The 8,011-nt window shown below is 42.8% G+C and carries 7 protein-coding genes and 1 pseudogene; 5 read left to right on the top strand and 3 right to left on the bottom strand.

What is annotated here, in order from left to right; genetic code table 11:
- Positions 1 to 36 precede the first annotated feature (36 nt).
- Positions 37 to 1,464: an MFS transporter gene (locus ACM0OS_RS27495; RefSeq protein ID WP_414546350.1), complete on the bottom strand. Its 1,428-nt coding sequence runs from the start codon at positions 1,462 to 1,464 to the stop codon at positions 37 to 39.
- Positions 1,465 to 1,833: 369 nt separating this feature from the next.
- Here ACM0OS_RS27495 and ACM0OS_RS27490 point away from each other — a divergent pair, with 369 nt between their 5' ends.
- Positions 1,834 to 3,084 carry an ABC transporter substrate-binding protein gene (locus tag ACM0OS_RS27490; protein WP_414546351.1) on the top strand — a complete coding sequence of 417 codons (1,251 nt, stop codon included), beginning with the start codon at positions 1,834 to 1,836 and terminating at the stop codon, positions 3,082 to 3,084.
- 190 nt (positions 3,085 to 3,274) lie between these two features.
- On the opposite strand, the gene ACM0OS_RS27485 is transcribed toward ACM0OS_RS27490, so the two are convergent.
- Positions 3,275 to 3,868, bottom strand: a complete 594-nt coding sequence (locus ACM0OS_RS27485; RefSeq protein ID WP_414546349.1) for a Maf family protein — start codon at positions 3,866 to 3,868, stop codon at positions 3,275 to 3,277.
- A gap of 55 nt (positions 3,869 to 3,923) precedes the next feature.
- Complete coding sequence (gene psbP, locus ACM0OS_RS27480) at positions 3,924 to 4,469, bottom strand: photosystem II reaction center PsbP (RefSeq protein WP_414546348.1); 546 nt, start codon at positions 4,467 to 4,469, stop codon at positions 3,924 to 3,926.
- A 140-nt stretch (positions 4,470 to 4,609) separates the two neighbouring features.
- On the opposite strand from psbP, the gene ACM0OS_RS27475 reads away from it, so the two are divergent.
- From ACM0OS_RS27475 to ACM0OS_RS27460, 4 genes and pseudogenes are all read left to right on the top strand, one after another.
- Positions 4,610 to 5,242: a hypothetical protein gene (locus ACM0OS_RS27475; protein ID WP_414546347.1), complete on the top strand. Its 633-nt coding sequence runs from the start codon at positions 4,610 to 4,612 to the stop codon at positions 5,240 to 5,242.
- Positions 5,243 to 5,523: 281 nt separating this feature from the next.
- Positions 5,524 to 6,513, top strand: a complete 990-nt coding sequence (locus tag ACM0OS_RS27470) for a DUF2278 family protein (protein ID WP_414546346.1) — start codon at positions 5,524 to 5,526, stop codon at positions 6,511 to 6,513.
- 88 nt (positions 6,514 to 6,601) lie between these two features.
- Complete coding sequence (locus ACM0OS_RS27465; protein WP_414546345.1) at positions 6,602 to 6,856, top strand: DUF4212 domain-containing protein; 255 nt, start codon at positions 6,602 to 6,604, stop codon at positions 6,854 to 6,856.
- A 9-nt stretch (positions 6,857 to 6,865) separates the two neighbouring features.
- Positions 6,866 to 7,957 (top strand): annotated as a pseudogene (locus ACM0OS_RS27460) (VC_2705 family sodium/solute symporter); the annotation flags it as partial.
- Positions 7,958 to 8,011 lie beyond the last annotated feature (54 nt).

Below are 8,011 nucleotides of genomic sequence, written 5' to 3'. Positions count from 1 at the left end.
CCTACTCCCTACTCCCTACTCCCTACTCCCTACTCCCTACTCCCTACTCCCTACTCCCCACTCCCTACTCCCTACTCCCTCATTAACAAACATCAGTGGTACAAGTGCGAACAAACGCAAAACACTAGAGAGGGCAAACAGTCCTAGTAAGCCTCCACAGTTGGTAAATTGCGCTATTAAGCTGCCTATGGTTGTACCTAATGCACCGCCTAGTCCGGCAATGGCAGCTGCGATCGCAAAGTAGATAGACTGATTTTTCAGGGGCGCAATCTCTAGCTGCATATTATTGGTACACAAGTCAATGGCTGCCCATGTACCTCCAGTTAAGATATGTAACAGTGGTAGCCATAACCACAGGTCAAGGTGATTGCTGCTAATTCCTAACCATAAAAGTGGTGTAATTGCAACCAGAATCCCTACAAAGATCAGAATCGGACGATTGCCAATTTTGTCTGCTAATTTTCCCCACAGAATCAACATTAACAAGTTTGCTCCTGCTTGGAGACTGCTGTAGAGTGTCACCCAGCTAATATCTAAATCTAGGTTATCTAGCATGTAAAGGGTAAAAAAAGGCGCACTCAGATTAACAGCAAACATCCAAAAGCAAAAATATCCCAAAAATTTCAAAAAATTCGAGTTTTGCCAAATGCTGTTTTGTGGAGCCGTGATTTGCGGTGCAGAAATAAATTCACTCCCAAATTCCTCTGTTTGAGGGTAATTAATTACGGTGTTTTGTGACTTGGGATTCATATCTACTTTAAAGTACTGACACCCTAATCCCACAATCCCAAACACGATACCAATCAGCAACACTACCCCATAGCCTTGTAAACTCCCGCCTTTCCAATGGGATACAGCTAAACCAGCTAAGGGGACACAAAGCAAATTTGTCAGGCTGGCGGCGCTATTGCGGATGCCAAAATACCTACCGCGCAATTTTCGAGGCACAATCATTGCTAGCCAACTTAGCCAAGATGCGCTTCCTAATCCTCCTAGAAGATGGCTAAAGAGAACAATTAATAATGTCAATCCCACTAAATAATGAGGATTGAAGCCTCTCCAACTCCAAACTGCGATAGCTACTACTAAAATTAGCCACAGTAACCGTGCAATTCCATGAGTCCGCAGGGAATACTGAAAGCGGCTGGTTGTTTGTTCCGATAGGTAAGCGCCTAAAGGTTGAACGAGATTTACCAGCATGGGGATGGAACATAGCATCCCAAATACTACTGGACTAGCATCTAATTCCACCAAAAAATTACTCAGCAAAATTCCACTGGTACACAGGGAAAAAACTGCTGCGAAGACTGCATCCAAGGTTGAGGCTTTTAAACTAGTGCGAATCGCATCTTTAGCAATTCTAGAGTTGGCTGGAGAAACGGGAGAGATTGCTGTTGGTGGTGGGGCAATCTGGGGAATTTCCAGAGTTACCGGTACTGATGTGTCAAGTTGAACAGAGGTCATAACTTATATTGACTGGGCAAATACCCAAGCATGAGTCCGGTGACAGAGGAACTCGAATTTTGTTATCTGACATCTTGCACCAAACCCTGGCGATTAGAAATCGCGGCTATACAAACAAAGTCCGCCTACGCGGACTCACGGAAAAACAAGGGTTTTGAACCCACGTAGGTGGGTTTCGCCTGTGTAGCCGTGACTTCCAGTCGCCTGGTGAAAGATATGAGTGATAGACTTTGGTGATAATTATTCGTTATTTTATATTGCATTTCTCAATAAAAATACAGATTACTTCAATATAAATTTACAAAATAAAAAAGCTTTTCCCTACTCCCCACCAGCTATATATAAGTAAAGAACTGGCATTTGCTTGTGATCAACAAAAGCTGGGTTAAATTTTGGGTATTGGTAATTGCGATCGCCTTCGCTGTGATTGGCTGCCATAATCTAGTAATGTCACCGTCAGTATCTACCGCCGTCACCATTAAACTTAGTGGCTGGGCTGGTAATCCGGTGGAGCAAAAACTCTTAAGGCAGTTATTACAGGAGTTTGAGGCACAACATCCCACGATTAAGGTGAGATATGAGGTAATTTCTGACCAATATATGGATGTGATGACAACCCGCCTGATAGGGGATGCTGCACCTGATGTTTTTTATCTAGAAGCACTGGAAGCGCCTTTCTTGATGAGGCAAAATGTTTTGGAACCACTAAATGCTTACATCACCCCGGATTTTGACCTGGGGGACTTTGAGGAGAGTTTACTGGCAAATTTTCAGTCCCAGAATTACATTTATGGTCTACCCAAAGATTATTCAACTTTGGCACTGTTTTATAACAAAAAAGCGTTTGCTGATGCAGGTTTGAGTAGTCCGCCAACTACTTGGAATGAATTACGCACCTACTCTCAGCAGTTAACTGGCAAAGTCAGTAAATACGGTTTTGGAGTTTCCCCAGAGTTAAGCCGTCAAGCTTATAAAATACAGGCTTTTGGTGGGCAAGTAGTTGAGCAAAATGGTTATGCGGCTTTTGCTAGTCCTCAAGGTGTGCAGGGATTACAGTTGGTGGTAGACCAGTATCAAAAAGACCGCACATCTGCTCAACCTACGGATGTCGGGACTAACTCAGGTACGGAGATGTTTGGTCAAGGTCGGGTAGCAATGGTGATTGAAGGTAATTGGGCGATTCCTTTTTTGGAGACGACTTTTCCACAGTTGGAGTTTGCTACAGCAGAAGTACCTAGTATAAATGACAAAAAAGGCACGATGGTGTTTACTGTTGCCTATGTGATGAATAAGGAATCGCAGCACAAAGCCGCAGCTTGGGAGTTGATTTCTTATCTGACTGGTAAGGAAGGTATGGCCAAGTGGACGGGTACGGGGTTTGCACTACCAACACGTAAATCGGTGGCGCAAAAGTTGGGTTATGACAAAGATGCTTTGCGATCGCCTTTGGTGGCTGGGGTAGATTATGCTACTCCTTGGCAGGTGGGTGAATATCCAGGGGCAATTTCTAATAATTTTGATAATCAGTTTATTAGTGCTTTGTTGGGCCAACAATCTTTACAGCAGGCTATGGTTCGGGGGCAAAATGCCGCTAATCAGCAAATTCGAGCGATGGAATAGTTGATATTTGGCGTTGCTGTGTGAGTATTTGGATTTGTCTCACGCAAAGGCGCAAAGGCACAACAAAGAACGCAATAGTTGGTGTAATTAGTTTTTAAGCCCTAATGTTCAAAAGCAGAGAGGGTAAGCATTTGAGACGAAAAAATCTATCTTGTTTTTAAACAACTACTGGTTGACGCAGAATTATTAACTATTGCCAAAAATCAGTTATGTTGTATCCTATTTCCTCAATCATTTGCCGTAGTATGGGTAAACTCAGACCGATGACGTTGCTGTGACAACCTGAAATTTTTTCCACAAATAGACTACCGAAACCTTCAAGGGCAAATGCACCAGCACATTTGAGGGGTTCGCCTGTAGCTACATAGGCTTGGATAGTGCGATCGCTCATGTGGGCAAAATACACTCTTGTCATCTGACATCTAACTAGGGTGCGATTTTGGCACAAGTCAATCAAGACATGACCTGTATACAGATCACCAAATTTACCTTGCATTAATTGCCAACGAGCGATCGCTTCGGCTGCATCTGCTGGTTTACCATAAATCTCACCATTCATGGACAGAACTGAATCGCAACCCATAATTAAGGCTGATTCAAACTGCGGGACGACGGTTTCCGCTTTGCGTTGTGCAAGCGTTTGCACTAACTGTGCAGGATCATCAATTTGGATTTGCGACTCATCAAAATCACTAGGCTTGACTATCGGTTCAATTCCCACAGTTTGCAGCAAGCGCAGTCGCGCCGGAGAAGCTGAAGCAAGTACAAATGGAGGCGTTTTCATAATTGGCAATTCACAATTTACTACTCCCTACTCCCCACTCCCTACTCCCTACTCCCTAATATACAGAGAAGGAATTGACCACACTCTTGATCAACCCTTGGATTCTGGGCCAACGTCTTTCGGAAATTGAGGCGTTGAAAGTAAATAGCTTACCACGGCTGACGGCAACACTGGTGACGTTGTGTCGTTGTTCCCTGTTGGGGAGTTTCACTTCATACTCTAATATGTAGTATGTTTTTCCATTAGATTCGCGCTCAAAGGCATTGACTAATTCAGCCGAACGACCAGAGTCAGGGGGAGCAAGTGCAGCTTTACCCAATTTATATCCTACTTCTGTAGGTGTTCCCAGTTCTTCTAGGCTTTTGTTATCGGGAACGGGACTAATTACCACAGAGACATTTTCAGATACTTCAATCAAGTCATGAAATACTACATCGGGGCCGTCGGACACTTTCACTTGTAGCCAGCCATTAGGGTATAAAAACTCATAGCCATCATAAGAATCTACAAAGCTTTTGAATCCAGCCGCATTAGCTACACCAGGATTACTCAGATTCAGGCTCAATACCAATAACAAAATAAATACAATTCTTTTCCACATTTCTCAAGATTCCTTTAGGCTGGCAACAAAACAGGATCAGCGTTATTTCTCGTATATATTGTCCCATCAACCGTGTCGCTTCGCATGATGCAGTGAATCGGGAAAATGTGGTGAATGTTAACTCTAGAATCGGCAAATTTATGCTTACAAGTCACGAATTACGCTGGTTTTACCCAGATACAATTCCCCAAGATGTTGTAGTTTGGTTTCAGCAAAATTGTTTAATTAACCCGATGGAACCACCCGAAAAACGGGAAGATGTCTATCTTTGTGTTCCCGATTCTGACTATATGGGGATCAAATTGCGGCAAGGACGTTTGGAAATCAAATGGCGTCAGGCCGAATTTGGTGTAGTATGTTTTGGTGAATCTGTAGAGGGCAAAGCTGAAAAATGGGGTAAGTGGTCGTGTAGCGATCGCACGGGTGAAAGTTTTCAAGTTGCCACGGTTGCAAATCATGCATATTGGGTAAATATCCAGAAGGTTCGCTATCTACGGCAGTATCAATTTTTACAAAATAATTCAGTGAAGCCAATTATCAATGATGCATCAATTGATAATGTCTGTAGTGTGGAAATTACTCAGCTTGTAATTCAAAATCAACCTTGGTGGAGTTTAGCATTTGAAGCTTTGGGTACAGACGATTGCCTGATGGATAATCTCCAAGTCACAGCAGATTGTGTATTGAGTACTTATCAAGGGCCAAAATTAATAGCTGCCAATTCTTATGCTTATCCCCATTGGCTAGGGTATGTGTGCAAAATCGCAACGTAAGTTGGTTTAATGGCAACCCCACAAAGCAACACAAGGCTAAATTTTGTCTCCGTCATTTCCCTGATTTTCCTCATATCAAAGTGATTGAATATTTTTTTATGGTAGGATTTCCAGGTTAACTTCATGCTTAATAACACGGAGACACCATGTTAACATGATACTAAATTGACGTTACAAAATATTACGCTTTTAAATAAGCAACTTTACCTAAAAGATAAATGCTCTATAGGCAGCAATTACCTTGATGTCGTCTTTTGCACTATGCAATGTAGGAGGAAGAAATGCCTTTGAAAAATTACGGTGTTCTTAAAAGTCGGGCGATGAACCGCCGATTTGCTGAAGGCCCATCTCCCCATTATCAAGTGCTTGTAACTGACGAGACGCAAAAATATCGCCTTGCTATCAACGTCAAATCCCAGGAAAAGCCATCAGAGTTGCTGTACTTTGTAGATGAAAATTTCTCCCATCCCATTATTAAGGAACTCCAAGAGTTAGATTTTGGCTTTCATGAGTTGGAGAGAAAACCTGGAGGGTTGGCTTTAGACTACATTCGCGGGAATTTGTTTGATTCGTCTTTGATGAAGTCAGTACCATACGACTTACCGGGGCCAGACAACGATCTCAATGAGTTACTAGAACTATACATGGCGCGGGCGATCGTTTCTACAGATGCCATCCTCTACCCCTTTGGTGAACAATGGGGCCCAGAAGAAGATATTGAAGACAAGCATTTTGGTTTTCTCCCTGGTAACAGTATGCATAATCTCCACATGAATCAGGGTAGTGTTGGGCGATTTAAAACAGATAATGGTGTTTTCCAAGATGGCGGAATGCTGATTCACTACCCAGCCCGCAGCCAGTGGGTAGGCATTTTTTTAGCATTTCAGTCCCAGTCATTTCATACTGACGATGCCACTGGCCATAAACTTGATGTGATTATGCCTACAACTACATCGATTCGCATTTTTGCGGCTATGGTGAATCCTGTGGGAGACAATTTAAATCAGGAGACAGTCAGTTTAATCAATACTTCACCGCACCCCATAGATTTGAACGGTTGGACTCTGGCAGATCGTATCAAGCGCCAGCAACGCCTCAAGGGGATTATTTATCCTGGTGAAGTTTTGCAAGTTGCTTTGCATCAAGACGGTATCCAACTAGGCAACAATGGTGGCATGATTACTCTGCTGGATGATCAAGGTATCAAAATTGATGGTGTTGCTTATACCAAACAAGATGCTCAAAGCGAAGGATGGACAGTATTATTTTAATGTTTGCTGTAACGTAATTTTACGGTGTGAAATCATTTATCTAGCTACTTCATTGATATGATGCTGGATGCACCTAAAATCAACAAAAATGGACGAACATCAGCGGCGCTCTTATTGGCGTGCTAATACTGCGTTAATTCGTAACCTTTTAATTGTTTGGGCATTGGTTTCCATCGTTTTCAGTATTTTGCTGGTGGAACCATTAAATGCAATCCGTTTCTTTGGCGTACCTTTTGGTTTTTGGATGGCGCAGCAAGGATCAATCATCGTATTTGTGGCATTGATTTTTATTTATGCTTTCCAAATGGACAAGCTAGACCGCAAGTATAATTTGAGGAAGTGAGGCAAAACCGTGTCAGTAGAAATTTGGACGATTTTGTTGGTAGGACTTTCCTTCCTTGGTTACATTTACATTGGTTGGCAATCACGAGTTAAAAATAGTAAAGATTTTTTCATAGCAGGACAGGGAATACCTTCCATTGCTAATGGAGCCGCCACCGCCGCCGACTGGATGTCAGCAGCTTCGTTTATTTCTATGGCGGGACTGATATCTTTTTTGGGATATGACGGTTCTATCTATTTAATGGGTTGGACAGGCGGTTATGTATTACTGGCATTACTTTTAGCGCCCTACCTGCGAAAATTTGGTAAGTATACAGTGCCGGATTTTGTAGGCGATCGCTACTACTCCAATGTGGCAAGATTAGTGGCAGTCGTGGCAGCTATTTTTGTTTCCCTCACCTATGTTGCGGGACAAATGCGGGGCGTAGGCATTGTTTTTAGCCGCTTCCTGCAAGTAGACATTAATACAGGTGTCATCATCGGCATGGTGATTGTGGGCTTTTTTTCTGTGCTGGGAGGGATGAAAGGCATCACCTGGACACAAGTAGCTCAGTATGGAGTTTTGATTTTTGCTTACTTAATTCCAGCAATAGCGATCGCCTGGTTACTTACGGGTAATCCTGTGCCGCAATTAGCATTTACGTTCAGTGATGTTGCTGATAAGCTCAATCAAATCCAAGTTGATTTGGGATTTCAAGAGTATACTCAGCCGTTCGTCAACAAGTCGATGCTGGATGTCCTATTTACCACCATTGCCTTAATGGTGGGGACAGCGGGATTACCTCATATTATCGTTCGTTTTTACACAGTTCCCAGCGTCCGGGCAGCTCGCTTTTCTGCTGGTTGGGCATTATTATTTATTGCCATTCTTTATACCACCGCTCCTGCCCTTTCCATGTTTGCCCGTTATAACTTAATTGAATCTCTGCATAATCATACAGTTGCCGAAGTACAGCAATTAGACTGGGCGACTAAGTGGGAAAAAACAGGATTGCTCTCCTTTGAAGACAAAAATAATGATGGGCGTTACCAGTTAACTCCCAGTGTTGATACCAACGAAATTCAAATTGACAGAGATATCATCGTACTTTCTACCCCAGAGGCTTAGTGGTGCAGAAAACTTTTTGGAGTCTCAAGTTGAAAAAACAGTAACACG

Origin of the sequence: Nostoc sp. CCY0012, assembly GCF_963920855.1 — a bacterium.
In the GTDB taxonomy this organism is placed as follows: domain Bacteria; phylum Cyanobacteriota; class Cyanobacteriia; order Cyanobacteriales; family Nostocaceae; genus Cyanocohniella.
Note: the sequence above shows the minus strand (reverse complement) of the source record. Positions and strands in the feature narration are given on the sequence as shown.

Coding starts and splice junctions, on each gene's coding strand:
- ACM0OS_RS27495 (WP_414546350.1), bottom strand. CDS start 1,464: ATGACCTCTGTTCAACTTGACACATCAGTACCGGTAACTCTGGAAATT.
- ACM0OS_RS27485 (WP_414546349.1), bottom strand. CDS start 3,868: ATGAAAACGCCTCCATTTGTACTTGCTTCAGCTTCTCCGGCGCGACTG.
- psbP (WP_414546348.1), bottom strand. CDS start 4,469: ATGTGGAAAAGAATTGTATTTATTTTGTTATTGGTATTGAGCCTGAAT.
- ACM0OS_RS27475 (WP_414546347.1), top strand. CDS start 4,610: ATGCTTACAAGTCACGAATTACGCTGGTTTTACCCAGATACAATTCCC.
- ACM0OS_RS27470 (WP_414546346.1), top strand. CDS start 5,524: ATGCCTTTGAAAAATTACGGTGTTCTTAAAAGTCGGGCGATGAACCGC.
- ACM0OS_RS27465 (WP_414546345.1), top strand. CDS start 6,602: ATGGACGAACATCAGCGGCGCTCTTATTGGCGTGCTAATACTGCGTTA.